This window comes from Oscillibacter valericigenes, from assembly GCF_021531915.1.
In the GTDB taxonomy this organism is placed as follows: Bacteria; Bacillota; Clostridia; order Oscillospirales; family Oscillospiraceae; genus Oscillibacter; species Oscillibacter valericigenes_A.
In genome coordinates this window covers 1-25496 of sequence record NZ_JAFBIV010000015.1, presented here as the reverse complement: position 1 = coordinate 25496, position 25496 = coordinate 1, and the positions used below count along the sequence as shown (strand labels likewise).

Annotated in this window: 31 protein-coding genes; 27 read left to right on the top strand and 4 right to left on the bottom strand. The window is 63.0% G+C overall.

Annotation, left to right across the window (positions count from 1 at the left end; genetic code table 11):
- Nucleotide 1 precedes the first annotated feature (1 nt).
- From JQM66_RS09785 to JQM66_RS09700, 18 genes are all read left to right on the top strand, one after another.
- Entirely contained in the window at nt 2-349 is a 348-nt protein-coding gene (locus JQM66_RS09785; RefSeq protein ID WP_235229694.1) for a hypothetical protein, read from the top strand.
- 14 nt (nt 350-363) lie between these two features.
- Entirely contained in the window at nt 364-1395 is a 1032-nt protein-coding gene (locus JQM66_RS09780; RefSeq protein ID WP_235229693.1) for a phage major capsid protein, read from the top strand.
- A 54-nt stretch (nt 1396-1449) separates the two neighbouring features.
- A complete protein-coding gene (locus JQM66_RS09775) occupies nt 1450-1812 on the top strand; it encodes a hypothetical protein (protein WP_235229692.1) in 363 nt (120 codons plus the stop codon).
- Nucleotides 1809-2129, top strand: a complete 321-nt coding sequence (locus JQM66_RS09770) for a hypothetical protein (protein WP_235229691.1) — start codon at nt 1809-1811, stop codon at nt 2127-2129. The genes JQM66_RS09775 and JQM66_RS09770 overlap by 4 nt, the downstream gene beginning before the upstream one ends.
- On the top strand, nt 2126-2620 hold the full coding sequence (locus tag JQM66_RS09765; RefSeq protein ID WP_235229690.1) for a hypothetical protein: 495 nt from the start codon (nt 2126-2128) through the stop codon (nt 2618-2620). The genes JQM66_RS09770 and JQM66_RS09765 overlap by 4 nt, the downstream gene beginning before the upstream one ends.
- The gene (locus tag JQM66_RS09760; protein WP_235229689.1) at nt 2617-3678 is read left to right on the top strand and encodes a phage tail sheath subtilisin-like domain-containing protein; all 1062 of its coding nucleotides are present in this window, start codon (nt 2617-2619) and stop codon (nt 3676-3678) included. The genes JQM66_RS09765 and JQM66_RS09760 overlap by 4 nt, the downstream gene beginning before the upstream one ends.
- A 23-nt stretch (nt 3679-3701) precedes the next feature.
- Nucleotides 3702-4091 (top strand): hypothetical protein, encoded by a 390-nt coding sequence (locus tag JQM66_RS09755; protein WP_235229688.1) that lies wholly within the window; start codon nt 3702-3704, stop codon nt 4089-4091.
- Nucleotides 4088-4393 carry a hypothetical protein gene (locus tag JQM66_RS09750; protein ID WP_235229687.1) on the top strand — a complete coding sequence of 102 codons (306 nt, stop codon included), beginning with the start codon at nt 4088-4090 and terminating at the stop codon, nt 4391-4393. The genes JQM66_RS09755 and JQM66_RS09750 overlap by 4 nt, the downstream gene beginning before the upstream one ends.
- A 2-nt stretch (nt 4394-4395) precedes the next feature.
- Nucleotides 4396-4839 (top strand): hypothetical protein, encoded by a 444-nt coding sequence (locus JQM66_RS09745; RefSeq protein ID WP_235229686.1) that lies wholly within the window; start codon nt 4396-4398, stop codon nt 4837-4839.
- Between the two features lie 14 nt (nt 4840-4853).
- Complete coding sequence (safA, locus tag JQM66_RS09740; protein ID WP_235229685.1) at nt 4854-5441, top strand: SafA/ExsA family spore coat assembly protein; 588 nt, start codon at nt 4854-4856, stop codon at nt 5439-5441.
- Complete coding sequence (locus JQM66_RS09735) at nt 5438-6385, top strand: hypothetical protein (RefSeq protein ID WP_235229684.1); 948 nt, start codon at nt 5438-5440, stop codon at nt 6383-6385. The genes safA and JQM66_RS09735 overlap by 4 nt, the downstream gene beginning before the upstream one ends.
- A gap of 1 nt (nt 6386) precedes the next feature.
- Entirely contained in the window at nt 6387-6776 is a 390-nt protein-coding gene (locus JQM66_RS09730) for a hypothetical protein (RefSeq protein ID WP_235229683.1), read from the top strand.
- Nucleotides 6776-7126, top strand: coding sequence for a hypothetical protein (locus JQM66_RS09725; protein ID WP_235229682.1), 351 nt, complete (start codon nt 6776-6778; stop codon nt 7124-7126). Before JQM66_RS09730 ends, JQM66_RS09725 begins: the two co-directional genes overlap by 1 nt.
- Before the next feature lie 12 nt (nt 7127-7138).
- Nucleotides 7139-8197, top strand: a complete 1059-nt coding sequence (locus tag JQM66_RS09720) for a baseplate J/gp47 family protein (protein WP_235229681.1) — start codon at nt 7139-7141, stop codon at nt 8195-8197.
- Nucleotides 8198-8200: 3 nt separating this feature from the next.
- Complete coding sequence (locus JQM66_RS09715) at nt 8201-8773, top strand: hypothetical protein (protein ID WP_235229680.1); 573 nt, start codon at nt 8201-8203, stop codon at nt 8771-8773.
- A 118-nt stretch (nt 8774-8891) separates the two neighbouring features.
- Entirely contained in the window at nt 8892-10310 is a 1419-nt protein-coding gene (locus JQM66_RS09710; RefSeq protein ID WP_235229679.1) for a spore germination protein, read from the top strand.
- An 89-nt stretch (nt 10311-10399) separates the two neighbouring features.
- Nucleotides 10400-10684 (top strand): metal-sensing transcriptional repressor, encoded by a 285-nt coding sequence (locus JQM66_RS09705; protein ID WP_235229678.1) that lies wholly within the window; start codon nt 10400-10402, stop codon nt 10682-10684.
- 11 nt (nt 10685-10695) lie between these two features.
- Nucleotides 10696-11574 carry a DMT family transporter gene (locus JQM66_RS09700; RefSeq protein ID WP_235229677.1) on the top strand — a complete coding sequence of 293 codons (879 nt, stop codon included), beginning with the start codon at nt 10696-10698 and terminating at the stop codon, nt 11572-11574.
- A 44-nt stretch (nt 11575-11618) separates the two neighbouring features.
- Here JQM66_RS09700 and JQM66_RS09695 read toward each other — a convergent pair whose 3' ends face one another.
- Together JQM66_RS09695 and JQM66_RS09690 are read right to left on the bottom strand one after the other, a co-directional pair.
- Nucleotides 11619-11801: a ferredoxin gene (locus JQM66_RS09695; protein ID WP_235229676.1), complete on the bottom strand. Its 183-nt coding sequence runs from the start codon at nt 11799-11801 to the stop codon at nt 11619-11621.
- A gap of 15 nt (nt 11802-11816) precedes the next feature.
- Entirely contained in the window at nt 11817-12536 is a 720-nt protein-coding gene (locus JQM66_RS09690) for an ATP-binding protein (RefSeq protein WP_235229675.1), read from the bottom strand.
- 117 nt (nt 12537-12653) lie between these two features.
- Between JQM66_RS09690 and JQM66_RS09685 the strand changes: the two genes are divergently transcribed.
- A complete protein-coding gene (locus JQM66_RS09685; RefSeq protein ID WP_235229674.1) occupies nt 12654-13280 on the top strand; it encodes a Crp/Fnr family transcriptional regulator in 627 nt (208 codons plus the stop codon).
- Between the two features lie 13 nt (nt 13281-13293).
- The gene (fliB, locus tag JQM66_RS09680; protein WP_235229673.1) at nt 13294-14301 is read left to right on the top strand and encodes a flagellin lysine-N-methylase; all 1008 of its coding nucleotides are present in this window, start codon (nt 13294-13296) and stop codon (nt 14299-14301) included.
- Between the two features lie 536 nt (nt 14302-14837).
- Here fliB and JQM66_RS09675 read toward each other — a convergent pair.
- Together JQM66_RS09675 and gap are read right to left on the bottom strand one after the other, a co-directional pair.
- Nucleotides 14838-15407, bottom strand: a complete 570-nt coding sequence (locus JQM66_RS09675; RefSeq protein ID WP_235229672.1) for a YdcF family protein — start codon at nt 15405-15407, stop codon at nt 14838-14840.
- Nucleotides 15408-15558: 151 nt separating this feature from the next.
- The gene (gene gap / locus JQM66_RS09670) at nt 15559-16572 is read right to left on the bottom strand and encodes a type I glyceraldehyde-3-phosphate dehydrogenase (protein ID WP_235229671.1); all 1014 of its coding nucleotides are present in this window, start codon (nt 16570-16572) and stop codon (nt 15559-15561) included.
- 311 nt (nt 16573-16883) lie between these two features.
- Between gap and JQM66_RS09665 the strand changes: the two genes are divergently transcribed.
- The 7 genes from JQM66_RS09665 (at nt 16884) to argJ (ending at nt 25390) form a co-directional block, all read left to right on the top strand.
- A complete protein-coding gene (locus tag JQM66_RS09665; RefSeq protein ID WP_235229670.1) occupies nt 16884-17897 on the top strand; it encodes a LacI family DNA-binding transcriptional regulator in 1014 nt (337 codons plus the stop codon).
- A 108-nt stretch (nt 17898-18005) separates the two neighbouring features.
- Nucleotides 18006-18323, top strand: a complete 318-nt coding sequence (locus JQM66_RS09660; protein ID WP_235229669.1) for a hypothetical protein — start codon at nt 18006-18008, stop codon at nt 18321-18323.
- Nucleotides 18324-18549: 226 nt separating this feature from the next.
- Nucleotides 18550-19908: a class II fumarate hydratase gene (fumC, locus tag JQM66_RS09655; protein ID WP_235229668.1), complete on the top strand. Its 1359-nt coding sequence runs from the start codon at nt 18550-18552 to the stop codon at nt 19906-19908.
- A gap of 294 nt (nt 19909-20202) precedes the next feature.
- Nucleotides 20203-21429, top strand: coding sequence for an argininosuccinate synthase (locus JQM66_RS09650; protein WP_235229667.1), 1227 nt, complete (start codon nt 20203-20205; stop codon nt 21427-21429).
- Between the two features lie 227 nt (nt 21430-21656).
- Nucleotides 21657-23039: an argininosuccinate lyase gene (gene argH, locus JQM66_RS09645; protein ID WP_235229666.1), complete on the top strand. Its 1383-nt coding sequence runs from the start codon at nt 21657-21659 to the stop codon at nt 23037-23039.
- Nucleotides 23040-23054: 15 nt separating this feature from the next.
- A complete protein-coding gene (argC, locus tag JQM66_RS09640) occupies nt 23055-23990 on the top strand; it encodes an N-acetyl-gamma-glutamyl-phosphate reductase (protein ID WP_235229665.1) in 936 nt (311 codons plus the stop codon).
- A 173-nt stretch (nt 23991-24163) separates the two neighbouring features.
- A complete protein-coding gene (gene argJ, locus JQM66_RS09635) occupies nt 24164-25390 on the top strand; it encodes a bifunctional glutamate N-acetyltransferase/amino-acid acetyltransferase ArgJ (protein ID WP_235229664.1) in 1227 nt (408 codons plus the stop codon).
- The last annotated feature ends 106 nt before the right edge of the window (nt 25391-25496 follow it).

The following is a 25496-nucleotide window of genomic DNA, read 5'->3' as shown; positions in this document are numbered from 1 at the left end:
TATGAAGCATTCTTTTGAGGGCATCGGCCAGTGGAGCGCCACCTTTGCCTGCGGCAGCGGCGTGGCCGAGGGCAAAGTGGTGAAGGTCAGTGCCAACGGCACGGTGAGCGCCTGCGCAGACGGCAACGCCTTTGCCGGTGTTGTGGATGTGGTGGGCCGTGACGGCACTGCCTGCGCCGTGATCCTTGGCGGCATGGTGGAGGTGCCTTACACCGGCACCACACCCGTTCTGGGCTGGAGCGGCCTTTCCGCCAACGGCACCGGCGGCGTGAAGGCCGACACCAACGGCCGCGCCTGCCTGGTGGTGGATGTGGACACCACCGGCAAGCTGGTCACTTTTGTACTGTAAGGAGGAGAGACGAGATGGCTTATCATTTTGAAAACGTGAAGCTGGAAAAGGGTATGTACGGCCGCAGCGGCCACACCTTCAGCCAGACCCTGGAGGAGCTGGACCCCAGCGAGCACTACAGCGGCACGGCCCTGGAGGGCCTGGACGCCTTCCAGCGCCAGCTGAAGCGCTTCGACATCAAGGTCAAGGGTGCCGGCAGCGACATGGTGGAGAAGTTCTTCCACACCAGTGAGTCTGCCGTGCTGTTCCCTGAGTTCGTATCCCGCGTGGTGCGCCAGGGCATGGAGGAGGAGAGCATCCTGTCCGACATCACCGCCACCGTGACCCGCTTTGACGGCATGGACTACCGTTCCATCGCCTCCGTGCCCACCGAGGCCGACAAGAAGCTGCTGCGGGTGGAGGAGGGCGCTGCCATCCCCCAGACCACCGTCCGCACCCAGGAGAACCTGGTGCGTCTGCACAAGCGTGGCCGCATGCTGGTGGCTTCCTACGAGGCCATCCGCTTCCAGCGGCTGGACCTGTTCTCCGTGACCCTGCGCCAGATCGGCGCCTACATCGGCAGAATGCATCTGGAGGACGCCATCAAGGTCCTTTGCGACGGCGACGGCAACGACAACGCCGCCGATACCTTCAAGGTGGGCACCAGCCCCATTTCCGGCACTGCCGGGACTCTGAGCTACGATGCGCTGCTGGATTTCTGGAGCCAGTTTGACCCCTACACCATGAACACCCTGCTGGTGAGCAACGACATGATGCTGGCCATGCTGAAGCTGCCTGAGTTCCAGAATCCCCTGACCGGCCTGAACTTCCAGGGTACCGGCACCCTGACCACGCCCCAGGGCGCCAAGCTGCTGCGCACCAGCGCCCTGGGCAGCGGCAAACTCATCGGCCTGGACAAGAACTACGCCCTGGAGCAGATCTGCGGCAGCGAGGTGACCGTGGAGTACGACAAACTCATCGACCGCCAGCTGGAGCGGGCCGCCATCACCTCCATCTCCGGCTTTGCCAAGCTGTTCCAGGACGCTTCCAAGGTCCTGACGGTGTAAGGCAGGGACGGCGGAATGCCGTCCCTTTGGATAACTGACAAGGAGGGAAGACGGATGGGGGAACAGATCCTGGCGCTGGCTATGGCGGTGGCCGGTGCCGGTGAGGAGGACCGGGCGCTGCTGAAGCCCCTGTGCGCCGCGGCGGAAACGGTCTGGACCGCACGGCTGCGGGAAGGCATGACCACCGGAACGTGCGGAACGGTCTTTTGCTGCGCGGCGGCTTTTACCGCCGCGGCGGACTTTATGGTGAGTCGCTCTGGCGGCGTAAGGGAGTTTAAGGCGGGGGAGATCTCCGTGAAGGGCCGGGACGGGGCTGACGCGGCGGAGGTGGCTGGCGCCCTGCGGCAGACGGCGGAGCGGCTCATGGCACCCTACGCGGCGGAGACGGACTTTGCCTTTCAGGGAGTGCGGGGATGAAGCGGATGATCGAAGAGGTCCTGTGCCGGTACGGGCAGGAAGTGACGGTCCACCTGGCCGGTGGAGACGCGGCGGTCCGGGCCTTTTTGCAGCCGGTCACAGGTCGTCAGGAGCAGGTGCCGTCGGAGATGACGGGGCTTGGCGCCGTGGACGGCAGGCTGTGGCTGTATCTGGGGCAGACGGCCGTGGAGCCGGGGGACCGGATGACCTGGGATGGTGTGACGTACCGGGTCCGCAGCAGCCGCCCCTGGTCTGTGGGTGAGACCCAGCTCTATTGGTGGGCGGCACTGGAACGGGCAAAGGAGGCGGCCACATGAAGGAATTGGAACAGGTGCGGCAGGCGGTGCTGAAGGCCCTGCGGGAAGCGGGGCTGACGGCGGTAGAGGCCTTCCCGGAGGGCTTTGCCAAGGACTACAGCGGCGCCGTGGCGGCAGTGGCCGTGGGGGCCGTCGAGGGCAAAGCCATGGGCTTTTGCAACTACCTGGGGGAGGTCTATGACGAGACAGCCGGGACCGTGCGGGAGCTTTACGGCAAGCAGCTGGAGGGGGACATCACCGTGGACATCCGGGGGCCCCGGGCGGCGGACTGCGAGGCGGGCTGCAGGCAGGCGGCGGAGGTGCTGCTGGGCGGACTGCCCAGCGGCATCCGGCCGGGAGAGCTGCGGTGGGAGGCTCTGAAATGGGAGAAGGCCACGGGGCTGTTCCTGCGGCGGGGCAGCTTGCGGTGTCAGGCCGTTTTCGTGGCGGAGAGCCAGGAGGACGGTGAGATCTTCCTGGACTTTATTTTGAAAGGGGTCATGCGGGATTGAGCGAGATCAGGCATGAGCGGCCGGGCGTGTACTCGGCCTACGACGCGTCGGCGGTGGTGACCGCCGGACGCGGCAGCAAGACCGTGGGTGTGGCGGCCAGGGCCGCCCGCGGCACGGTGGGGGAAGCGGTGACCATTACCGGATACGCGGCTGGCGTGGCGGTGTTCGGCGAGGACACCACTCCCGGTATGAGCACCATCCTGCGGCTGCTGTTCGCCAACGGCACCGCCACGGTGGTGGCCGTCCGGGTGGCGGACACGGGCGCGGTCAGCGACTATCAGGCGGCCTTTGACGCGCTGGGCAAAAAAGAAATGCAGATCGTGGTCTGCGACAGCGCTGACGCGGCGGTGCAGCAGGCTTTGCGGACTGCCGTGGAAACGGCCTCCGCCCAGCGCAGGGAGCGCATCGCCGTGGTGGGCGGCGACGGCGACACGGCGGCGGAGCTGGTGGAGCGGGCCGCCAAGCTGAACAGCGAGCGGATGGTCCTGGTGGGGCCGGACGCCCTGGACAGTAACGGCAACGCTCTGGCGGGCGCCTTTGCCGCCGCGGCGGTGGCCGGTGTCCTGGCCGACGGCGGGGACCCGGCGGTGCCCCTGAACGGGGCGGAGCTGTCCGGCCTGGGGGGTCTTGCCGAGGATTACGGCGACAACGAGGTGGACCTGCTGGTGCGGGGCGGCGTGACGCCTCTGGAGAGCGTGGCGGGAGTCATCTCCTCCGTGCGGGGCATCACCACCCGCACCACCACCGGCGGCGCGGCGGACACCACCTGGCGGGAACTGACCACCATTCTCATCGTGGACGACATCATCCCCACCATGCGCTCCGCCCTGCGGAGCCGCTTCTCCAGAGCCAAGAACACGGCCCGCAGCCGGGGTGCCATCCGGTCCCAGGTCATCGTGGAGCTGGAGAAGAAGGTGGCCGCCGAGATCATCGACAGCTATGGCGAGGTGCGGGTGACGGCATCGGAGGAGGACCCCACCGTGTGTCTGGTGGAGTTCAGCTTTGCCGTGGCCCACGGTCTCAACCAGATCTACCTGACGGTGCATATCACCGTTTGACGGAGTAGGGAAAGGAACGGGATATGGAAGTAAAGGGATTCCCCACCAGCTCGGACATCTATCTGGAGCTGGAGGGCAAAAAGGTGGCGGTGGTGCAGAGCTACACCGCCAAGGCCAGCAAATCCTCCAAAAACGTGGAGGCCTTTGGCGAGAGCGAGCCGGTGGCCACCATCGCGGGACAGCGGAAATACGTGCTGGAACTGACCCGGCTGTATGCCACCGACGACGCCATCTCCGACGGCATCAATTTCTATGACCTGACGGATTTTTCCCTGGTCATCTGCAAGCCGGACCGGAAGATCATTTACAGCGGCTGTGAGTGGAGCGCCATTGAGGAAGAGGGCAAGCTCAACGCCATGGTGGCGGAGAAGATCACCGTGGTGGCCGCCAAGCGCATCGAGACCACGGCATGAGAGAACTGGACGAGCTGCGGCAGCTGACGGCGGGACGGCTGCTGGCCATCTGGCGGGAGAGCGGCGAGGCGGCGGAGGAGCCCGGAGAACGGGCCCTCCTCTGCAACGCCCGGGTGCTGGCGGAGAGCTGCTTTTGCGAAGGCAGGGCGGTGTTCCGAAGCGGGGAGGAGGTCCTGGAGACCCTGACGCCCCGGGAGATGGAACTGCTCCTGCGGCAGCTGGCGGAGGGAGAGCCCCCGGCCACCGCCGGGGACAATCCCGCCTTTGACCGGGAGCGGTTTCTGGCGCTGAAGGAGGGATAGGCTTGGACTACATGGGAGAGCTGCTGCGGCGGCAGCGGGACGCCCTGACGGCGCTGCTGCTGGGCGGCGAAACGGAGGAGACGCGGGCCGGAGACGGCGGGACCGTGGAGAATGCGGTGTATGCGGGTGCGGCCCGGTCCATGGAGACGGAAGGTGACCTGGCCCGCTCCGCCGGAGCGGAGGAGACCGTGCCTGCGGCGGGGGGATACCGGGCGCAGGAACGGCAGACCGGCACGGCGGCGTCCCAAGAAACACGGCGGGAGCTTGTGACACGGGACGCCGCCGGAGAGTGGGGGACGGTGTGGCCTCCGGACAGCGGCTTCACGGGCTGGGGCGGAACGTGGCCGGCAGGCAGCTCCGCTGTGGGAGAGAGCGGCGTCCGGGAGGTGTCCAGAGCCATCCAGCGGGACGCCCGCCGCTATGACGGTGGTTTTTCCATCTATTGAAGGGAGGAATGGGCATGCGGCTGACGCCCATGCGATTCAAGGACTACACCTGGCCCCACAATCCGGAGGTCTATGTGGTGGAGCGCCAGAGAAGGCTGGCGGTCCATCCGGTGCCCTTCGGGCGGTGCGTGATCCAGGACCTGGGCAGCGGATACCAGGTGCTGCGGGGCGAGGGCGTGTTCGCCGGAGAGAATGCCTATGAGCAGTTCCGGCAGCTGGCGGAGGTCTTCCGGGAGGGAGGCTCGGGCCTGTTGGTCCATCCCGTCTGGCAGACGGAGCGGGCCTGGTTCGCGTCCCTGACGGTGACGGAGGAGCCGCTGCCGGACTACGTGCGCTACCGGTTCGAATTCTGGGAGGACTGGAACGGCTATGACGGCGGCCTGACCCAGGTGGATGTGGGGAGCCCTTCTCAGGGAGAAAACACATCCTCTGCCGGTACGGACGCCGGGGCGGAGGCGGCGGTGTATCTGGTGAAGAAAGGAGATACCCTGTGGGGCATCGCGAAGCGGCACGGCGTGAGCCTGACGGCCCTGATCGCGGCCAATCCCCAGATCAAGAATCCCAATCTGATCTATCCGGGGGACAGGGTGACGATCCCATGACAGGACGGATCTTTACCAGTGACCACAAGGTCTACGACCTGCCGCCGCTGCTGAGCTGGCGGGTGAATCTCACCGGCGGGGTGCCCTGCGACAGCTATTCCGTCACCTTCCTGTACCGGAAGGAGATGGCGCCGGTGCTGCGGCTGGCGGCGGGCTTCCTGGGTATGGAGAAGGGGCAGATCGTGTCCCGGGGCATCGTGGACGAGTATACGGTGGACCTGGGCAGCAGCGGGATCACCGCCACCATCACCGGACGGGGAGCCGCCGCACGGCTGCTGGACAACGAGAGCCGTCCGGTGACGTACCAGGCGGCCACCCTGGCGGAGATCATCCGCTGCCACGTGACGCCCTACGGCGTGGTGACCCGGGAGATCGCCGATGTGCGGGCCGACTCGGTGTACACCGTGGCGGCGGGGTGCAGCCAGTGGAAGGCGCTGGTGGATTTCTGCCGGACCTACGGGGGCTTCCTGCCCCGCTTTGCCACCAACGGCGCCCTGCTGGCGGTGCCGGAGCGGGCGCCAAAGAAGCGGCTGACCATCGGGGAGACGGACCCGGTGCTGGCCTGCTCCCTGCGAGAGGACCACTACGGCGTGCTGACGGAGGCGCTGGTCATCGACAAGACCCGGAACACCTCCTATTCGGTGAAGAACCCGGAGATGATCGCCCGGGGCGGCCAGTGCCGCCGGGTGGTCTACACCCCCGGGCAGAGCACCTGGGACGCCATGCGCTACACCGGCCAATACCAGATCGAGAAGTCCCGGGAGGAGGAGAAGCTGGTGACGGTGACCCTGCCGGGGAGCTTCCTGGCTTTCCCAGGGGACTGGGTGTCCCTGTCCCTGGACCGCATGGGCCTGACAGGGGAGTTCCGGGTGCAGGAGGCGGAAAACGTGTATTCCGCCCGGGACGGATACACGGCGACACTGACATTGAAGGAGCGTGGTTGAGATGTGGCTTTCCAGACAGATGCGGGGCCAACAGCCCACGGCGGACGCGGACATGGGAATGACCACCATCGCCGGGGACAGCGTGGGCGTGGTGACACGGGGCGAGGTGCGGGCGCTGCCGGTGTACGGCCCCGGCGGCTATATATGGCAGCCGGAGAACGGCGCGGCGGTGCTGGTCATCAAGGGCGGCCCCGGCGGCGAGGAGCAGTGCGTAACGGGGATGCGGCAGGGGACTGTCCCTAAGGGCATGCTGCCGGGGGAGGTTTATCTTTATGGCCCGGGCGATAATTCCATCTATCTGCGGAAAGACGGCACGGTGGAGATCCGGGGGACGCTGGTGATCAACGGTGAGTTCTACAAGCCCTGCACCTGCGGTCAGGAGGTGGTCTGATGGAACTGGCGCTTCAGAACGGCGACTATGTGTCTGACGGCGCGGCGGGTCTCCGTCGTGTGGGAGGGCAGGAGGCGCTTTTGCAGCGGGTACTGTTCCGGCTGACGGCCAAGCGGGGGGCCTTCCCCTTCCGGGAGGATCTGGGCAGCCGCCTGTGGCAGCTGGGACAGCTGCCGACCTCCGCCCGGCAGGCCGCCGCACGGCAGTACGTGGCGGAGGCGCTGGAGGAGGAACCCGGCTTGTCGGTGGAGCAGGTGACACTGCTCCAGAAGGCGGGCAGCGCGTCGCTGACGGCGGAGCTGTCCTATGAGGGAACGCCGTTGTCGGTGACGGTGGAGCTGCGGGCATGAGAGGAGACGACAGTGAGAGAGATTGAAACGATCTATGGGGAGTTACTGGAGGCCTTCGCCCAGCGGGCCGGGTTCACGCCGGAGGAGGGCTGTGACCTGTCGGTCCGGCTGTGGGCCGCGGCGGCCCAGCTCCAGGCGCTGGATATCCAGGCGGACTGGGTGCTGGACCAGAGCTTTCCCCAGACAGCCCAGGGGGTCTATCTGGACCGCCACGGGCAGATGCGGGGCCTGACCCGGCAGCCGGCATCAAAGGCGGTGGGGACCCTGCGGTTTTCCGTGGAGATGGCGCCGGTGTCGGACATCACCATCCCGGCGGGCACCGTGTGCATGACCGCCGGGGAGGTCCGGTTCCAGACCCTCCAGACGGTGGTGCTGGCGGCGGGGACCCTGACGGCGGACGCTCCGGCGGAGGCCCTGGAGGGCGGCGCTGACGGCAACGCGGCACCGGGGACTGTCCGCATCCTGACGGCTTGTCCCCTGGCGGTGACCGGCTGCACCAACCCTGCCGCCTTTTACGGCGGCGCCGACGCCGAGGGGGACGAGGCCTTCCGGGCCCGGATCCTGGAGAGCTATCAGAGGCTGCCCAACGGCGCCAACGCCGCTTGGTATGAGCAGACGGCCATGGGAGTCAGCGGCGTGGCGGCGGCCAGAGCCGTGGGCCGGGCCCGGGGCATCGGCACCGTGGACGTCTACGTGGCGGCGGAGAGCGGCCTGCCCTCCGAAGCTCTGCTGACCGCCCTGACGGCGGAACTGCAGGCCAAGCGGGAGATCGCGGTGGACGTGCAGGTCAAGGCCCCCACGGTGCGGGCGGTGGATGTGACAGTGGCTGTGGCGAAGAAAGAAGGCTGGACCTTCGACGGGGTGAAGGCCGCCGCGGAGCAGAGCATCACCACCTTCTTCACGGGACGGCTCCTGGGCAGGCCGGTGCGGCTGGCGGAGCTGGGGAGCCGGCTCTATGCCCTGGAGGGCGTGGAGAACTACCGCTTTTCCGCTCCCGCCGCGGACCTGGCTGCCGACGATACCGTGCTGCCGGTGCTGGGGACCCTGACGGTGAGGGAAATGGAGGCGTGAGCCATGTATGAAGCATATCTGCGGGCGCTTCTGGAGCCCCTGGGGGTCTATGACCTGAGCCGGGGGACCATCAACGGCGCGGAGCTGGCGGCCCTGGGAGCGGGGTTTGACGGCATCGGCGGAAAGCTGGACACCGTGGAGCGGGAATCCCTGACCGCCACCGCCGAGGACGAGGGCCTGCGCCGCCGGGAGGCGCTGTTCGCCCGGCGCCCCGCCGCCGCCACGGCGGAGGAGCGCAGAGCGGCCATCGCGGCCCTGCTGCAGATCGACGGCGACAGCCTGACGCCCGACGCCATGGACCGCACCCTGCGGGGCTGCGGCATCCGGGCCCGGGCCGTGGAGATGGGGGACGGCAGGCTGCGGGTCCTCTTTCCGGAGGTGGCGGGTGTCCCGGCGGAGTTCGACCAGATTGAGAAGATCATTCTGGACATCCTGCCCTGCCACCTGGAAGTGGAGTTCTATTTCCGCTACCTGACCTGGGAAGAATGTGAACGGGCCGGGTATACCTGGGCGGCCGTGGAGGCGGCGGGGCATACCTGGGAGAGCTTCCAGCTGGCGGTGCCGCCGGAGGACTGAATACAAAGCCGGGTGAGGGGAACATTCCCTTCACCCGGCTTTTGGTGTATTTGGGCGGCGTCCGGCGGGTAAAAAGCCTGCTGAACGCGCATACTACTTCCATCAATGGAGGTGGCCTATGGAGACGCTTTCGGAGCATTACATGGACAATGTGGCCTGGTTCAACGACACACTGGGAGTGGGCCGCAGCAGCGACATGGTCAGCCGGGACTACGTCATCGGCGGGCGGCGGGCCCGCATCTGGGTGGTTGACGGATACGGCAAGGACGGCACCCTGGAGCGGATGGGGGCCTTCTGGCTGCGGGTGACGGCGGAGGAGGTCCGGGACCTGGCGGACATGCAGGCCTTCATCGACCACTTCGTCACCTTCTCGGAGAGCAATGTCAGCTTTGACGTGGACGATATCGTCACCAGCGTCCTGCTGGGCAAGACGCTGCTGCTGGTGGAGGGCGTCCGGGGCGCCGCCCTCATGGACTGCAAGGAGTACCCGGCCCGCAGTGTGGGGGAGCCGCCGGACGGCAAGGTGCTGCGGGGGTCCCACGACGGCTTTGTGGAGGCGGTGGTGCCCAACATGGCCCTGCTGCGCCGCCGCATCCGGGACCCGCGGCTCACCATGGAGGGCCACAAGGTGGGCTCCCGCTCCCGCACGGACGCCGTGCTGTGCTACCTGGAGGACCGGGTGGACCGGGAACTGCTGGAGGAGGTCCGCCAAAAGCTGAAGGCGGTGGACGTGAAGTCCCTTACCATGGCCCAGGAGAGCCTGGCGGAGGCCATCCGCCCCAAACAGTGGTACAACCCCTTTCCCAAGGTCCGCTACACGGAGCGGCCCGATACCGCCGCCGCCAGTGTGCTGGAGGGGAACATTGTGCTGATGGTGGATAACTCCCCCTCGGTGATGATCCTGCCCACCACCTTTTTCGACTTCACCCAGGAGGCCAACGAGTACTACTTCCCGCCCCTGGTGGGGTCCTACCTGCGGCTGCTGCGGATCATCGTGTTCCTGATCTCCATGTTCATCACCCCGGCCTGGTATCTCATGGTCAGCGAGCCAGGGCGGCTGCCGGAGTGGCTGGAGTTCCTCTCCTCCCCGGAGCCGGCCTCCCTGGGCCTGCTGTGGCAGCTGCTGGTGGTGGAGTTCCTGATCGACGTATTGAAGCTGGCGTCACTGAATACGCCGGATTCCCTGTCCAACTCCTTCTCCATGCTGGGGGCCCTGATTTTGGGCGACTTCGCCGTGCAGGCCGGGTGGCTGGGACCGGAGGTGCTGGTGTATATGGCCTTTGTGTCCGTGGCGGGCTTTGCCCAGCCCAGCTATGAGATGGGCTACGCCTTCAAGCTGCTGCGGGTAGTCCTGCTGCTGGTGACGGCGGCCTTCGACGTGTGGGGCTTCGTCCTGGGGGTGCTGGGCATCCTGGTGCTGCTGGCAACCACCAAGCCCATGGTGGGCAAGGGTTATCTCTATCCCCTGATCCCCTTCAACGGCAAGGCCCTGCGGCGGCTGCTGATGCGGGAGCCCATCAGCCGGGACAACACCTGACGGCGAAAAACGTCCAGGCCCTTGCTTTTTTGGGAAAACAGGTGTATCATCCTCCATATCCTCCCTGGGGGGATATGGAGGATATTTGTATGGAAGAACATCATCACGAACACCCCCATGCCGAGACGAGGGCCGTGGTTAACCGCCTGTCCCGGGCAATCGGCCATCTGGAGGCCGTGAAGACCATGGTGGAGGAGGGACGGGACTGCACCCAGGTGCTGATCCAGCTGGCTGCCGTGAAGTCGGCTATCAACAACACGGGCAAGCTGATCCTGAAGGACCACCTGAACCACTGCATGGTGGAGGCGGCCAAAAGCGGCGACCAGCAGGCCTTCGACGACCTGAACGAGGCCATCGACCGGTTTCTCAAGTGAGGAGGCAGTCCATGGACAGAACACAGAAAAAAGCCACCTTCTTCGCCCTGCTGGCGGCGGTTCTGTACGCGGTGAACGCGCCGGTCTCCAAGCTGCTGCTGCGGCAGGTCCCCGCCACCGTCATGGCGGCGCTACTGTATCTGGGGGCGGGCGCCGGGGTGTTCCTCATGGGCGCCGCCCAGCGGGCTGCCGGACGTGAGAAACAGGAACGGCCCCTCACCCGAAAGGAGCTGCCCTACACCGTGGGCATGGTGGCGCTGGACATTGCCGCCCCCATCTTCCTGATGGTGGGCCTCACCCGTACCACGGCGGCCAACGCCTCCCTGCTGAACAACTTTGAGATCGTGGCCACCTCCATCATTGCGCTGGTGGTGTTCCGGGAGGCCATCTCCAAGCGGCTCTGGCTGGCCATCGCCCTGGTGACGGCCTCCAGCCTGCTGCTGTCCTTCGAGGACATGAGCAGCCTGTCCTTCTCCTGGGGGTCCCTTTTTGTGCTGCTGGCCTGCGTCTGCTGGGGCTTTGAGAACAACTGCACCCGGATGCTCTCCTCCAAGGACCCTATGGAGATCGTGGTCATCAAGGGCTTCGGCTCCGGCCTGGGGTCCTTGGTTATCGCCCTTGCCCTGGGAGAGCGGCTGCCGGGGGCGCTTCTGTGCCTCTGCGCATTGGCCCTGGGCTTTGTGGCCTACGGCCTCAGCATCTATTTCTACATCTACGCCCAGCGGCATCTGGGGGCGGCCAAGACCAGCACCTACTACGCGGCGGCGCCCTTCGTGGGGGCAGGGCTGTCCATGGTGATCTTCTGGGAGGCCCCCAGCGGCACCTACATAGCGGCGCTGGTGATCATGCTGGCGGGCACGTACTTCGCCGCCACGGACGGAAAGGAATAGACAGAAAAAGGCCCGGAAAGCATGACGCTTTCCGGGCCTTTCGCTCAGTCCTCGATGCTGATGGCGCTGACGGGGCAGCCGTCCCGGGCCTCCTGGGCACTGTCCAGCAGCTCCGCCGGAACTTCGCCGCCGTGGGCGAAGCCGTCGTCCCCCATGGAAAAGACCTCGGGGCAGACCCCGGCACACAGGCCGCAGCCGATGCAGTTTTCGTTGACCGTCGCGTTCATGGATATTCCTCCAGTTCAGTCGATGATATTTCCATCCCGGCCCAGTGTCACCACCTGCCAGGGAATGAACTTGCCGCTGTTTTGCAGGGCCGTCTCCGCCGCCCGCTGCAGCCCGCCGCAGCAGGGGACCTCCATGCGGACGATGGTGACCTCCCGGATGTGGTTGCGGCGGATGATCTCGGTGAGCTTTTCGGCGTAGTCCCCCTCGTCCAGCTTGGGACAGCCGATCATGGTGATATGGCCCTTCATGAACCGCTCATGGAAGTCCGCCCGGGAAAAGGCGGAGCAGTCCGCCGCGATCAGCAGCTTCGCGCCGTCATAGAAGGGAGCCTCCAGGGGCAGCAGCTTGATCTGGATGGGCCACTGGGCCAGACGGGAAATGGGACCGGCGGTGACGGTGGGCGCGGCGGGAGCGTCATCCCGGTTCATGGCCCGGGCCATGCTGCCGGGGCAGCCGCCGGAGGGAGGAACCTGCACCGGGGCGCTGTTTTTCAGTGCCGCCGCTTTTTTTGCCAAAACAGCCGCCTCGTCATAGGCCGCCGCTTCCCGCTCCACAAAGGTGATGGCCCCGGTGGGGCAGGTGGGCAGGCAGTCCCCCAGGCCGTCGCAGTAGTCGTCCCGCAGCAGAGTGGCCTTGCCGTCCACCATGCCGATGGCGCCCTCGTGGCAGGCCGCCGCACAGGCGCCGCAGCCGTTGCACTTCTCCTGATCGATCTCAATGATTCTTCGTACCATGGTAGTATATCTCCTTTTTCGATGTTTAATCGTTTTTTCTCTTGCGTTGGTGGGTACAGTATCCTACAATAGAACTGAAAAGTCTGTTGTTTTTCCAACAAATTAAAGGAGAAGCCTATGGAAATTTCCGCCGCACCTCTGTTCCGGGATATTCCTGCCAAAGAACTGCCCGCCCTGCTGGACCGGGCGGCGGCCCGGGAGGTCCGTTTTGCCAAAGGGGAATTGCTGCTCCGCCGGGGGGAGACGCCCCGCAGCCTGGGGCTGGTGCTGGAGGGCGGCGTCCACATCATCCGGGAGGACTTCTGGGGGAACCGCAGCATCGTGGGGCTGGCGGGGCCGGGGGAGATCTTCGCGGAGTCCTACGCCCTAGCGGGAAAGCCCCTGGCGGTGTCTGTGCTGGCGGCCACTGATGGGCGGGCGCTTTTTCTGGACGCGGGGCACCTGTCGGAGCGGCTGTCCGCCAACCTGCTGGCCCTGCTGGCGGAAAAGAACCTGATGCTGACGGAGAAGATGCGCCACATGGCCCGGCGCACCACCCGGGAAAAGCTGCTGAGCTATCTGTCTGCCCAGGCCCTGCGGGCGGGAACGGCGGAGTTCGACATCCCCCTGGACCGCCAGCAACTGGCGGATTTCCTGGCGGTGGACCGCAGCGCCATGTCCGCCGCCCTGGGGAAGCTGCGGGACGAGGGGGTCCTGGAGTTCCGGAAAAACCACTTCCGCCTGCTGCGGCAGGAGGTCGACTGAGAGGAGAATTGCCATGCTGGTGCGTGTGCCGGATTATTTTGATCAGTTTCAGTGCCTTGCGGGGGCCTGCCCCCACACCTGCTGTGAAAAGTGGGAGGTGGTCATTGACCAGGAGAGCGCCGCGTTCTATGAAACGGTGCCCGGGGACCTGGGGGAGAAGCTGCGTTCCGCGCTGAAAGAGGACGAGGACGGCGACCTGTGCTTTCCTCTGAACGGCGGGCGGTGCCCTTTTCTGGACGAAGACAACCTCTGCGAAATTCATAAAAAACTGGGTGAGGAAGCCACCAGCGTCACCTGCCGGGAGCACCCCCGGTTCACCGAGGACTACGGCCCCTTCCGGGAGATCACCCTGTCCGCCTCCTGTCCGGCGGCCAACGCCCTGCTGCTGGGGAGTGAAGCGCCGCTGACCTTCCGCAGCTTTGAAACGGAGGAACCGGAGGAAGACGGAGACGACTGGCTGACGCATCTGCTGCCGCTGCGGGGGCGGATGCTGGACCTGCTGACGGACCGGAGCCGGCCCCTGAAAGCGCGGCTGGCATCCTTCCTGGCCCTGGCGCTGGCGGCCCAGGACTGCCTGGAGGAGGACTGTCCGGAGGAACTGCCGGAGGTAGGGGAAGCCGTATTGTCTCCGGCGGCGGAGGGCCTGTTCCCGGCTGCGTTGTCTTTTCTGGCATCTCTGGAGGTGATGGACCCGGACTGGCCCGCCCTGCTGAAACAGGCGGAAACGGTGGAACCGGAGGCCGTGCCGGAGGAGCTGCTGGAGCGCATCGCCGTTTATTTTGCCTTCCGCTACCTGCTGAAAGCCGTCAACGACGCCGACCTGCTGGGCAGAGCGGAGCTGTGCGTGTTTGCCGTGCTGGTAATTGAGCGGCTGGCGGCGGTCTGCGGACTGACGGAAGCGCTCCGGAGGTTCAGCTGCGAGATCGAGCATGACGACGGCAATCTGGATGCCCTGCTGGAGGCCTTCGCGATGGATGGCGCCCTGTCTCCGGAGCGGTTTCTGGCGGAGCTGGGGCAGTGATCGACCTTTGTTCGCCTTGCTGACTGCAAACGTTTTGCGTTTGTTGAAAATATGAAAATTGCATAAAACATATTGACAAAAATGAGAAAGTGTTGTACATTGTAGACACAGGAAAGGAGTGAGTCCCATGGGCTAGCAAGCTCAAGAGATTCCAAAACTGTGACCTCAGCACCGTTCAAAACCGCAAATAAACAGCGTGACTCCGACAGAACCAAAGACGAAACATACCTCACTATGATGAGCCGCACGAGTTGAAACTGCGTGTACCTGATGTTTTAAGGATTGGCAAGACGAGAGTTCCCACGTTTCATCCCCCTTTCCGAACGGTAATTCAAGAAAGCAAGAGGTATCGACCATTGGACAATCCAACCAACGGGTAAGCCCCCCATTCGCCGACGGAGCGGATGGGGGGAAATGTTTTTGTATGGCGATATGGTCTGTGCCTTTTTATATGAATATCGCTATTCGATAAACTGGAATTTATCGGAGCTACTCACCGGAAGACATCATAGCACATAGTTTTGCTTACAAATTATTTATCTTTGATGCGGATGACTTAGACGATAAAAGAGATTTTTATAAGTGTGGATATACATATAAACATAAGCTAATATAACATGAAAAAAGGTAAAATCCTCTGGCCTATTCGCATTGACAATGGCATTATCTATCGCAAATTCAAACGCAAAACGGGCACTCAAATAAGCATGCCAGGAAGATGATACAATAATAGCCTTCTTATAGGAATGTTCATCCATAATCCTTTTAGCATTCTTGATATTTGCATAGGTATTCAAAGATTTATCATCTAATAAAATATCTTCTCTTAAAACACCGTTTTTTAAAGCTTCTTTGGCCATAAGTTTTGCTTCCTCGGGTCGATCAAAGTGAGAGCCGCCACATAAGATCATCGGCCTCTGGTTTAAATGGTAAAGCTCAATGGCTTTAAAAATCCTTGATTTCATTATTGTGCTCATTTCGCCGTCAGCATTAGGTAGATGACCTAAAACAATGATGACATCATAAGCAGCCAGATTCTTGGCTCTAACAGGCTTTTTTATGTAAATAAAAGGAAGTATCAAGGCAAAAATAATGAGAATAAGCAACAGAACACCTCCTTAAATTCCGATTGAACGAGTCCATCATACCATGCAGCGAACCGGTCCGCAACAACGCCGTCTCGACAAAAAAACAGCCGTCCGGACCTTTCGGCCCGGACGGCTGCTGTACGATAAAGCAAATATCCTGTGAGACAGATTACTTGTTGTCGACGGAGTGCATATAGGCAGCCAGCTCCACCATCTTGGTGGCGTAGCCGCACTCGTTGTCGTACCAGGAGACGACCTTCACGAAGGTGTCGGTCAGAGCGATACCGGCCTTGGCATCGAAGATGGAGGTGCGGGTGTCGCCCAGGAAGTCACTGGAGACCACATCCTCGTCGGTGTAGCCCAGAACGCCCTTCAACTCGCCCTCGGAGGCGGCCTTCATGGCCTTGCAGATCTCCTCATAGGAGGCGGGCTTCTCCAGACGGACGGTCAGGTCCACCACGGACACGTCCAGAGTGGGAACGCGCATGGACATGCCGGTCAGCTTGCCGTTCAGCTCGGGGATGACCTTGCCCACGGCCTTGGCGGCGCCGGTGGAGGAGGGGATGATGTTGCCGGTGGCAGCACGGCCGCCGCGCCAATCCTTCAGGGAAGCGCCGTCCAGCAGCTTCTGGGTGGGAGTGACGGAGTGCACGGTGGTCATCAGGCCTTCCACGATGCCGAAGTTGTCATTCAGGACCTTGGCGATGGGAGACAGGCAGTTGGTGGTGCAGGAGGCGTTGGACACGAAGGTCATGTCGGGGGTGTACTTGTCGTTGTTGACGCCCATGACAAACATGGGGGTGTCATCCTTGGAGGGAGCGCCCATGATGACATGCTTGGCGCCGGCGTCGATGTGGCCCTGGCACAGGTCCTTGCTCAGGTGCTTGCCGGTGCACTCGAAGATGATCTCAGCGCCGACGGAAGCCCAGGGAATGTCCTTGACCTCCAGAGCGGTGAAGACGGGGTACTTCTTGCCGTTGACGATCAGGGCACCCTCCTCGGAGGAGACCTCGCCGGGGAACTTGCCGTGGACGCTGTCATACTTCAGCATGTAGGCCATATACTCGGGGTTCATGAAGGGGTCGTTCAGGCCAACGACCTCCACATCATCGCGGGACAGGGCGGCGCGGAAGGCCAGACGGCCGATGCGGCCAAAACCATTGATACCGATCTGAGTTTTCATAAATGATATGCTCCTTTCAATATTTTGACACAATTTAGAAACGGAAACACGCCGAAACGATTGCGTAAACGTTTGTTTTGTTGGGATACGCCCATTATAGTACCATAAAGAGACCTTTTTGACAATCGTCATTTCAGATAACATTCCAAATGTCCGCTTGTGAATTTTGATAGGAAAATGGTAATATTCACGGAACTTTTGACGAAAAGAGAAGAAAAAGTCTTGACGGATGCGTGAAACCTGTCCTATACTGTGCATAAGCTAATTGATTGCGCAAAAAGAAAAGCGTTTACGCAAAAGGGTGAACCGATATGAAAGTGACCATCAGTGACGTTGCCCGGATGGCCGGTGTCTCCACCGCCACCGTGTCCCATACCATTAACAATACCCGCTACGTCTCCGGCGAGACCAAGGAAAAGGTCTATCAGGCCATCGCCGAGTTGGGCTATACGCCCGACGCCTCCGCCCGCAGTTTCCGCACCGGAAAGAAGAAGACCGTGGGCTTCATCGTACCGGATATCTCCAACAAGTTCTTCGGCACCATCATCGAGGCGGTGGAGAACTACCTCTCCGCCCATAGCTACCACCTGATCATCGCCAACACCAAGGAGGATGCCCAGCGGGAGGAGAACAACATCCGTCTGCTCAGCGCCGGTCTGGTGGACGGCCTGCTGGTGGCCAGCACCATGGAGGACTTCCAGCGCTTCGACCAGCTGATCCCCGCCGGGTTCCCGGTGGTGCTGGTGGACCGCACCTTCGACGTGAAGAAGTACTCCTCCATCTGCGTGTCCAACTTCCAGCCCATCTACCGCAGCGTATGCCGTCTGGCGGCAAAGGGCGCCAAGCGCATCGGCATCGTGGGCGGCCTGCCCCGGCTGTCTTCCACCAAGGAGCGCATCTCCGCCTACCGGGAGGCCATGACCGACTGCGGCCTGCCGGTGGAGGATGATCTGATCCGCTACGGCAACTCTATGGAGAACAGCGTCCAGTCCTGCCTGGACGAGCTGCTGGAGCAGAGGTGCGATGCCATCGTGGTCTGCCAGGGCCTGATGGCCTCCGAGACCATCATCTACCTGCACCAGAAGGGCATCCAGCTGGCCCGGGACATTGACCTGGTCAGCTTCGTGGATTATGATTCCAATTTCTATGAGCTTTATTCCGGCCAGATGGACTGCATCGTCCAGCCTGCCGAGGAGCTGGGCAAGGCCGCCGGTGAGCAGATCCTCAGCCGCATCGAGAATCCCGACGCCCCGGTGTTTGAAAAGGTGCTGACCTCCGCCTACCGCCCCTACGACAACCCCGCCGGCTGGGCCGGAAAAAAGTAAAAACGCACGGTGATACCCGGAGCCGAAAGGCCCCGGGTATTTTTTGCACCCCCTGCCGGGCCGGGGCATTGAATGGTCCGGCGGACAATGCCGAAGGAGGAGAACCGTATGAGCAAGCAGCCATGGCCGGAGGGCAGCATTCCCTTCACCGATATTCTGGGCTACGACGGCTACATGCAGACCGAGGGCACCATCTGGCAGAAGCGGACCTACTACGCTGTGACGGACCGGGGCACCTTTCCCATTGCCGTGAGCTTCGGCTTTGAGGGGCCCCAGGACTGGTCCGTGGACCTGGACGGGAAGGGCTGGAAGGAGCTGGCGGCCAACGTCCAGTTCGGCGGGGACGGCCGCCGGGACGTGTTCGTCTACCAGCGCCGGGGGGGATACCGTCTGGAGGGGGATCCTGGACCTGACCGGCCTGCCTAACCACGACAACTGGGGCGCCAACTCCGTTACGGCGGAGTACGACCCGGAGAAAGGCGTGTTTCGGATACGGTACGCCCAGAAGGGGACGGAGGACTACGCCGTCCTGGAGACCCGGGGGCTGGGGCGGTTCCGGTTTTCCCCCTGGAAACCGTGACGCTCCCTCTTGCGTATCCACGCCATTGCTAGTATAATGATGCCAAATTTTGTACAAATGGGGGAACCACCTATGAATACCCGCATCGAACACGATACCATGGGCGAGATCGCGGTCCCGGCGGACCGGCACTGGGGCGCCCAGACCCAGCGCAGCGTGGAGAACTTCCGCATCGGCGGCCAGCGCCAGCCCAGGGAGATCATCACCGCCTTTGCTTATTTAAAGGACGCCTGCGCCCGGGCCAACGCGCAGATGGGCAAGCTGACGGCGGAGCAGGCCGGGGCCATCTCCGCCGCCTGTGAGGAAATTCGCGCCGGCAAGTGGGACGAGGAGTTCCCCCTGGTGGTGTGGCAGACCGGCAGCGGTACCCAGACCAATATGAATGTCAACGAGGTGATCGCCCATCTGGCGGCGGACCACGGCGTGACCCTCCACCCCAACGACCACGTCAACGCCTCCCAGTCCAGCAACGACACCTTCCCCTCCGCCCTCCATATCGCGGCGGCCATGAGCGTCGCCAACGATGTCATCCCGGCGGCGGAGCGGCTAGCGGCGGCCTTTGCAAAGCTGGAGCAGGCGTACCCCGACCTGATCCGCATCGGCCGTACCCACCTGCAGGACGCCACCCCTCTGCGCTTCGCCCAGGAGGTATCCGGCTGGCGGGAGCTGGTGGAGGCCCCGGTGCGGATGCTGAAGCTGGCCCTGATGGAGCTGGAGCGGCTGGCCATCGGCGGCACCGCCGTGGGCACCGGCCTCAACGCCCCCAAGGGCTATGACGAGATGGTGTGCGCCCAGCTCCGGGAGATGACGAGCCTGGATTTCGTGCCTGATACCAACAAGTTCCACGCTTTGACCAGCAAGGACGCCCTGGTGTTTGCCCACGGCGCATTGAAGGCCCTGGCGGCGAATCTGATGAAAATTGCCAACGACATCCGCTTCGAGGCCAGCGGCCCCCGCTGCGGCATGGGCGAGCTCCACATCCCGGAGAACGAGCCCGGCTCCTCCATCATGCCCGGCAAGGTGAACCCCACCCAGTGCGAGGCCGTCACCATGGTGGCGGTGCAGGTCATGGGCAACGACGCCGCCATCGGCATGGCGGCCTCGCAGGGCAACTTCCAGCTGAATGTGTTCCTGCCGGTGTCCGCCTATAACTTCCAGCTTTCCGCCCGGCTGCTGACTGACGTGATGGACTCCTTCCGCACCAACTGCGTGGAGGGCATCACCCCCAACGTGGAGCGGATGGAGTACAACCTGCACAACTCCCTGATGCTGGTGACCTGCCTGACGCCCAAGATCGGCTACGAGGCCGCCGCCAAGTGCGCCAAAAAGGCCCTCCACGACGGCACTACCTTAAAGGAAGCGGTCCTGTCCCTGGGCCTGCTGACTGCCGAGGAGTTCGACGAGACGGTCCGGCCGGAGAAGATGGTATAAAGAGAAAATTGAGCAGCGGTCTGAATAGGCCGCTGCTTTTGTCTGACCACGAATGTGTGCATATATACATAAATATTCGCATATTCCGTGAAAATATACGCGAGAGGGGAGGACGGCGGGGAAACGGTCCTGCCAAAGTGGCCAAAAACAGCAAATATATCCGGCTGCGTTGTGGGAGTGCGCAAAAATATCCAAAGAAGAAAGAAAATGTTGTGCAACATGACACTTGCATAAATATTCATAATAGGCGTATAATTCAACCATCATCAAACAACACATACGGAGGAATCCATCATGAAGAAAGATAAGAAAGACATCAAGAAGATCGTCCTGGCCTATTCCGGCGGCCTGGATACATCCATCATCATCCCCTGGCTGAAGGAGAACTACAACGATCCCGAGATCATCGCCGTGGCCGCCGATGTGGGCCAGGGCGACGAGCTGGACGGTCTGGAGGAGAAGGCCATCAAGACCGGCGCCAGCAAGCTGTACATCGCCGACCTGACCGACGAGATGGTGGAGGACGTCATCTGGCCCGCCCTGAAGATGGGCGCCAGCTATGAGCAGTACCTGCTGGGCACCGCCTTTGCAAGACCCATCATCGCCAAGAAGCTGGTGGAGATCGCCAAGGCCGAGAACGCCGACGCCATCGCCCACGGCTGCACCGGCAAGGGCAACGACCAGGTCCGGTTCGAGCTGGGCATCAAGCGCTTTGCCCCCGACATGACCATCATCGCCCCCTGGAGAGAGTGGGACATCAAAGGCAGAGATGAAGAGATCGACTACGCCGAGGCCCACAACGTGCCTCTGAAGATCTCTAGAGAGACCAACTACTCCAAGGACAAGAACCTGTGGCACCTCTCTCACGAGGGCCTGGACCTGGAGGACCCCGCCAACGAGCCCCAGTACGAGAAGCCCGGCTTCCTGGAGATGGGTGTCAGCCCCATCACCGCCCCCGACGCACCCACCTACGTGACCATCGACTTTGAAAAGGGCGTGCCCGTGGCTGTGGACGGCGAGAAGATGAAGGGCAGCGACATCATCCGGAAGCTGAACAAGCTAGGCGGCGAGAACGGCATCGGCCTGCTGGACATCGTGGAGAACCGGTTGGTCGGCATGAAGGACAGAGGCGTTTACGAGACCCCGGGCGGCACAATCCTCTACAAGGCCCACCAGTGCCTGGAGATGATCACTGTTGACAAGGACTCCGCCCACATGAAGGCCAAGCTGGCCGTGGACTTCGCGGACCTCATCTACAACGGCAAGTGGTTCACCCCCGTGCGGGAGGCCCTGTCCGCCTTCGCTGACAAGACCCAGGAGCACGTCACCGGCAGCGTGAAGCTGAAGCTGTACAAGGGCAACATGATCACCGCCTCCATCACCTCTCCCGAGTCCCTGTACTCCGAGGAGCTGGTGACCTTTAACGAGAGCAGCTACGACCAGACCAATGCCACCGGCTTCATCAACCTGTGGGGCCTGCCCGATACCGTCCTTGCCCTTCGCGAGCAGGGCAAACTTTAAGAAGCTGCACCGGAAGCCCGGTGCGGGGAATGCACCCCCCATTTTCTTTGGCAAGACAAAGAAAAGTGGGGGCCGCATTCCCGCGCCGCAAAGCGGCGCATCCCCCGCGTGCCCCAGCAGGGGCACATCCCCGTCCCCGGCCGGGGACACCTCTTTGAAAAGAAAAACACGCCAGCGGGACGGAGAAGACCTCTTCGCCCCGCGTTCGTGGTGAAAGGACAACATGTATGAAACTTTGGGGTGGCCGGTTTCAGAAGGAAACCGATAACTTGGTAAACGAACTGAACGCCTCCATCAGCTTTGACCAGCGGCTGTATAGGGAGGACATCACCGGCTCCATGGCCCACGCGAAGATGCTGGGGGCCTGCGGCATCATCTCCATGGAGGATGTGGCCGCCATTTTAGAGGGCCTGCAGTCCATTCTGGAGGATGTGGAAGCCGGAAAGGTGGAATTCACCGCCGACAACGAGGATATCCACATGAACGTGGAGGCCCTGCTCACCGCCCGCATCGGCGACGCCGGCAAGCGGCTCCACACCGCCCGCAGCCGCAACGACCAGGTGGCCCTGGACTTCCGCATGTACGTCCGGGAGCAGATCCCCACCATCGTGGGCCAGCTTCTGGAACTGGAAACGGTTCTCTGCCGTCAGGCCAAGCAGTACCAGACCGCCGTCATGCCGGGCTACACCCACCTGCAGCGGGCCCAGCCCATCTCCTTCGCCCAGCACCTCATGGCCTACGCCAGCATGTTCTCCCGGGACGTGACCCGGCTGGAGGACTGTGCCAAGCGTCTCAACGAGTGCCCTCTGGGCAGCGGCGCCCTGGCCGGCACCACCTACCCCATCGACCGCTGGCAGACCGCCAAGGCCCTGGATTTCGACGCCCCCATGAGCAACTCTCTGGACGGCGTCAGTGACCGGGACTACGCCCTGGAACTGATGTCCGCCCTGTCCATCCTGATGATGCACCTGAGCCGCTTCTCCGAGGAAGTGATCCTCTGGTGCAGCTGGGAGTTCAAGTTCATTGAGCTGGACGACGCCTACGCCACCGGCAGCTCCATCATGCCCCAGAAGAAGAACCCCGACGTGGCGGAGTTGGTCCGGGGCAAGACGGGCCGGGTCTACGGCGATCTCATGAGCCTTCTGACCGTCATGAAGGGCCTGCCCCTGGCCTACAACAAGGACATGCAGGAGGACAAGGAGCCGGTGTTTGACGCCATCGACACCGTGGAGATGTGCCTGCCCGTGTTCGCCGCCATGATCGACACCATGACCGTCCGCACGGACAACATGCGCAAGGCCGCCGGCAAGGGCTTTATCAACGCCACGGACTGCGCCGATTATCTCACCAAGAAGGGCATGCCCTTCCGGGACGCCTACACCGTCACCGGCAAGCTGGTGGCCGCCTGTACCGCCCAGGGCAAGACCCTGGAAGAGCTGACCCTGGACGAGTTGAAGACCGTGTCCGACCTCTTTGACCAGGACGTGTACGAGGCCATCAACCTGGAGAACTGCATGGCCCTCCGGGCCAGCTACGGCGGCCCCGCCGTCAGCGAGACCACCCGCCAGATCGAAGCCATCGAGGACTTTGTGAAAGCCCACACCAAATAAAAGGGGATGTTCCCATTGAAACCAAAGGTATATATCGACGGCAAGGACGGCACCACAGGTTTACAGATCTACGACCGCCTTTCCGTGAGAAGCGATATCGACCTCCTCCTCATTGACGAGGAAAAGCGCAAGGACCCGACCGAGCGGAAGAAGCTGATGGACGCGGCGGATATCGTGTTCCTGTGCCTGCCCGACGCGGCGGCTGTCGAGGCCGTGGGTCTCATTGAAAGCCCCACCACCCGGGTCATCGACGCCTCCACCGCCCACCGCACGGACCCTGACTGGGACTACGGCTTCCCCGAGCTGTCGGCGGAGCGCCGGGCGGCCATCCAGAACAGCAAGCGTGTCGCCAACCCCGGCTGCCACGCCACGGGCTTCATCAGCGTGGTGTATCCGCTGGTGGCCATGGGCCTGCTGCCCAGGGACGCCTGCCTGTCTGCCTTCTCCCTCACCGGCTACTCCGGCGGCGGCAAGAAGATGATCGCCCAGTACGAAGCCCCGGACAAGGACGCGGCCCTGTTGGCCCCCTGCCCCTACGGCATGGGCCAGAGCCACAAGCACCTGCCGGAGATGCGGAAGATCTGCGGCCTGGATAACAAGCCTGTGTTCACCCCCATCGTGGACGACTACTACAAGGGCATGGCTACCACCGTTCCTTTTCATATGAGCCAAATGCAGGGTGTTTCCACCCTGGCGGAGGTCCGGCAGAAGCTGGCGGACTACTACGCGGGAGCGGCCCTGGTCCATGTGGCGGACGATACGGACACCGCCAAGCTGTACGCCAACGCCCAGGCGGGGAAGGACACCCTGGTGTTGTACGTGGCGGGCAACGATGAACAGTTCACTATTACCGCCCTGTTCGACAATCTGGGTAAAGGCGCCTCCGGCGCTGCCGTCCAGAACATGAATTTGATGCTGGGGTTTGACGAGACCACCGGCCTGAACCTGTGAAGTGGGCCTGCGCCGGAGGCGCCCATTGGGCGCGAGGGAATGTCACCCGTCCTCGCCGCTGAAGCGGCAACCGGCCGGGATGACAAAACCGGCGCTGCCGTCCAGAATATGAATCTGATGTTAGGCTTTGAGGAAACGACGGGCCTGAACCTGTGAAAAACGAGGTAACGACTATGCTGAAATTTATCGACGGCGGCGTGTGTGCCGCCCAGGGCTTCCAGGCCGCTGGTATCCATGTGGGCGTCAAGACCCACGCCAACTGGAAGAAGGATGTGGCCCTCATCGTCTCCGACGTGGACTGCGCCGCCTCCGCCGTGTTCACCAAAAACGTGGTGAAGGCCGCCCCCATCCATGTGGACAAGACCCACCTGGCCGACGGCAAGGCCCGGGCCATCATCGCCAACAGCGGCAACGCCAACGCCTGCGCCCCCCAGGGCGAGGAGAACGCCATCAAAATGTGTCAGGCGGCGGCCAAGGCCATCGGCTGCAAGCCGGAGGACGTGCTGGTGTCCTCCACCGGCGTCATCGGCCAGACCCTGAATGTGAAGGTCATCGAGGACGGCATGCCGGAGCTGTACGCGGCTCTGGACCACTCCGCAGAGGCCAGCGATGCGGCGGCCCACGCCATCATGACCACCGACACCGAGAAGAAGGAAGCGGCGGTGGAGACCGTCATCGGCGGCAAAGTGGTCCGCATGGGCGGCATCGCCAAGGGCAGCGGCATGATCCACCCCAATATGGGTACGATGTTGTGCTTTTTGACCACTGACTGCGCCATTTCCCCGGAAATGATCCGTACCGCTCTGCTGGAAACCGTCAACGTCAGCTTCAACCGCATCAGCGTGGACGGCGATACCTCCACCAACGACAGCTGCATCGTGCTGGCCAACGGCCTGGCGGGCAACAAGACCATCACCGAAAAGGGCGAGGACTACGCGGCCTTCCTGGAGGCCCTCCAGGCCCTGTGCATGGCCCTGGCGAAAAAGATGGCCTCCGACGGCGAGGGCGCCAAGCACCTCATCACCTGCACCGTCCAGGGCGCGGCGGACGAGGCCCAGGCTGAGACCATTTCCAAGTCCGTCATCTCCTCCACCCTGACCAAGGCCGCCATCTTCGGCGCCGACGCCAATTGGGGCCGGGTGCTGTGCGCCATGGGCTACTCCGGCGCGGAGTTCGACCCGGAGAAGGTGGATGTCCACTTCACCAGCGCGGCGGGCGACATCGCCGTGTGCGAGCAGGGCCGGGGCCTGGATTTTGACGAGGACTTCGCCAAGAAGATCCTGACCGAGCACGATATCGAGATCAACATTACCATGGGCGAAGGAAGCGGTTCCTGCACCTGCTGGGGATGTGACATTACCTACGACTATATCAAGATCAACGGCGATTACCGGACCTGAGCGTTGTCCGATGGCCCCCACCGGGACGGGGAAGGGGGGAGAGGTCTTTGGCGCAAAGACCTCTCCCCCTGTGCCCCCCTCCAGAAACGTGGGGGCGTTTCGATCC

Bases quoted from the DNA above. Each gene is read 5' to 3' on its own strand.
- JQM66_RS09695 (WP_235229676.1), bottom strand. From the start codon at position 11,801: ATGAACGCGACGGTCAACGAAAACTGCATCGGCTGCGGCCTGTGTGCC.
- fumC (WP_235229668.1), top strand. From the start codon at position 18,550: ATGAATACCCGCATCGAACACGATACCATGGGCGAGATCGCGGTCCCG.
- gap (WP_235229671.1), bottom strand. From the start codon at position 16,572: ATGAAAACTCAGATCGGTATCAATGGTTTTGGCCGCATCGGCCGTCTG.
- JQM66_RS09765 (WP_235229690.1), top strand. From the start codon at position 2,126: ATGAAGGAATTGGAACAGGTGCGGCAGGCGGTGCTGAAGGCCCTGCGG.
- fliB (WP_235229673.1), top strand. From the start codon at position 13,294: ATGCTGGTGCGTGTGCCGGATTATTTTGATCAGTTTCAGTGCCTTGCG.
- JQM66_RS09725 (WP_235229682.1), top strand. From the start codon at position 6,776: ATGGAACTGGCGCTTCAGAACGGCGACTATGTGTCTGACGGCGCGGCG.
- JQM66_RS09735 (WP_235229684.1), top strand. From the start codon at position 5,438: ATGACAGGACGGATCTTTACCAGTGACCACAAGGTCTACGACCTGCCG.
- JQM66_RS09715 (WP_235229680.1), top strand. From the start codon at position 8,201: ATGTATGAAGCATATCTGCGGGCGCTTCTGGAGCCCCTGGGGGTCTAT.
- JQM66_RS09685 (WP_235229674.1), top strand. From the start codon at position 12,654: ATGGAAATTTCCGCCGCACCTCTGTTCCGGGATATTCCTGCCAAAGAA.
- JQM66_RS09755 (WP_235229688.1), top strand. From the start codon at position 3,702: ATGGAAGTAAAGGGATTCCCCACCAGCTCGGACATCTATCTGGAGCTG.
- JQM66_RS09665 (WP_235229670.1), top strand. From the start codon at position 16,884: ATGAAAGTGACCATCAGTGACGTTGCCCGGATGGCCGGTGTCTCCACC.
- argH (WP_235229666.1), top strand. From the start codon at position 21,657: ATGAAACTTTGGGGTGGCCGGTTTCAGAAGGAAACCGATAACTTGGTA.
- JQM66_RS09650 (WP_235229667.1), top strand. From the start codon at position 20,203: ATGAAGAAAGATAAGAAAGACATCAAGAAGATCGTCCTGGCCTATTCC.
- JQM66_RS09785 (WP_235229694.1), top strand. From the start codon at position 2: ATGAAGCATTCTTTTGAGGGCATCGGCCAGTGGAGCGCCACCTTTGCC.
- safA (WP_235229685.1), top strand. From the start codon at position 4,854: ATGCGGCTGACGCCCATGCGATTCAAGGACTACACCTGGCCCCACAAT.
- JQM66_RS09780 (WP_235229693.1), top strand. From the start codon at position 364: ATGGCTTATCATTTTGAAAACGTGAAGCTGGAAAAGGGTATGTACGGC.
- argJ (WP_235229664.1), top strand. From the start codon at position 24,164: ATGCTGAAATTTATCGACGGCGGCGTGTGTGCCGCCCAGGGCTTCCAG.
- JQM66_RS09770 (WP_235229691.1), top strand. From the start codon at position 1,809: ATGAAGCGGATGATCGAAGAGGTCCTGTGCCGGTACGGGCAGGAAGTG.
- JQM66_RS09710 (WP_235229679.1), top strand. From the start codon at position 8,892: ATGGAGACGCTTTCGGAGCATTACATGGACAATGTGGCCTGGTTCAAC.
- JQM66_RS09705 (WP_235229678.1), top strand. From the start codon at position 10,400: ATGGAAGAACATCATCACGAACACCCCCATGCCGAGACGAGGGCCGTG.
- JQM66_RS09700 (WP_235229677.1), top strand. From the start codon at position 10,696: ATGGACAGAACACAGAAAAAAGCCACCTTCTTCGCCCTGCTGGCGGCG.
- JQM66_RS09750 (WP_235229687.1), top strand. From the start codon at position 4,088: ATGAGAGAACTGGACGAGCTGCGGCAGCTGACGGCGGGACGGCTGCTG.
- JQM66_RS09690 (WP_235229675.1), bottom strand. From the start codon at position 12,536: ATGGTACGAAGAATCATTGAGATCGATCAGGAGAAGTGCAACGGCTGC.
- JQM66_RS09730 (WP_235229683.1), top strand. From the start codon at position 6,387: ATGTGGCTTTCCAGACAGATGCGGGGCCAACAGCCCACGGCGGACGCG.
- JQM66_RS09775 (WP_235229692.1), top strand. From the start codon at position 1,450: ATGGGGGAACAGATCCTGGCGCTGGCTATGGCGGTGGCCGGTGCCGGT.
- JQM66_RS09660 (WP_235229669.1), top strand. From the start codon at position 18,006: ATGAGCAAGCAGCCATGGCCGGAGGGCAGCATTCCCTTCACCGATATT.